This window comes from Psychrobacter sp. AOP5-GZ1-6 (assembly GCF_052376345.1).
Classification (GTDB): domain Bacteria; phylum Pseudomonadota; class Gammaproteobacteria; order Pseudomonadales; family Moraxellaceae; genus Psychrobacter.
In genome coordinates, this window is the sequence record NZ_JBQSVP010000362.1 from 1 (window position 1) to 365 (window position 365).

The following is a 365-nucleotide window of genomic DNA, read 5'->3' on the forward strand; positions in this document are numbered from 1 at the left end:
TATGACAAGACGACATGCCCTACGTGATGACCAATGGGAGAGAATTAAAGACATTCTACCTGGTAAACCAAGTGACGTTGGTGTTACTGCAAAGGATAACCGCTTGTTCGTAGAAGCGGTTCTGTACCGTTACAAGACCGGCATACCTTGGCGTGACCTACCTGAACGCTTTGGCGACTTCAGAGTGATTCATACTCGTTTTAGTCGCTGGTCAAAAAAAGGCGTATGGGAGCAGGTTTTTAATCAACTCTCTGAACAATCCGATGACGAATATGCCATGCTAGATGCCACGATTGTTAAAGCCCACCAGCACAGTGCTGGAAAAAAAGGGATCAAGCCATTGGACGCAGCAAAGGTGGACTGAC

At 46.8% G+C, this 365-nt stretch carries 1 pseudogene; it reads left to right on the plus strand.

The features are described from left to right. Position 1: 1 nt before the first annotated feature. A pseudogene (locus tag ACT3RN_RS16215) lies at positions 2-365 on the plus strand (IS5 family transposase); the annotation flags it as partial.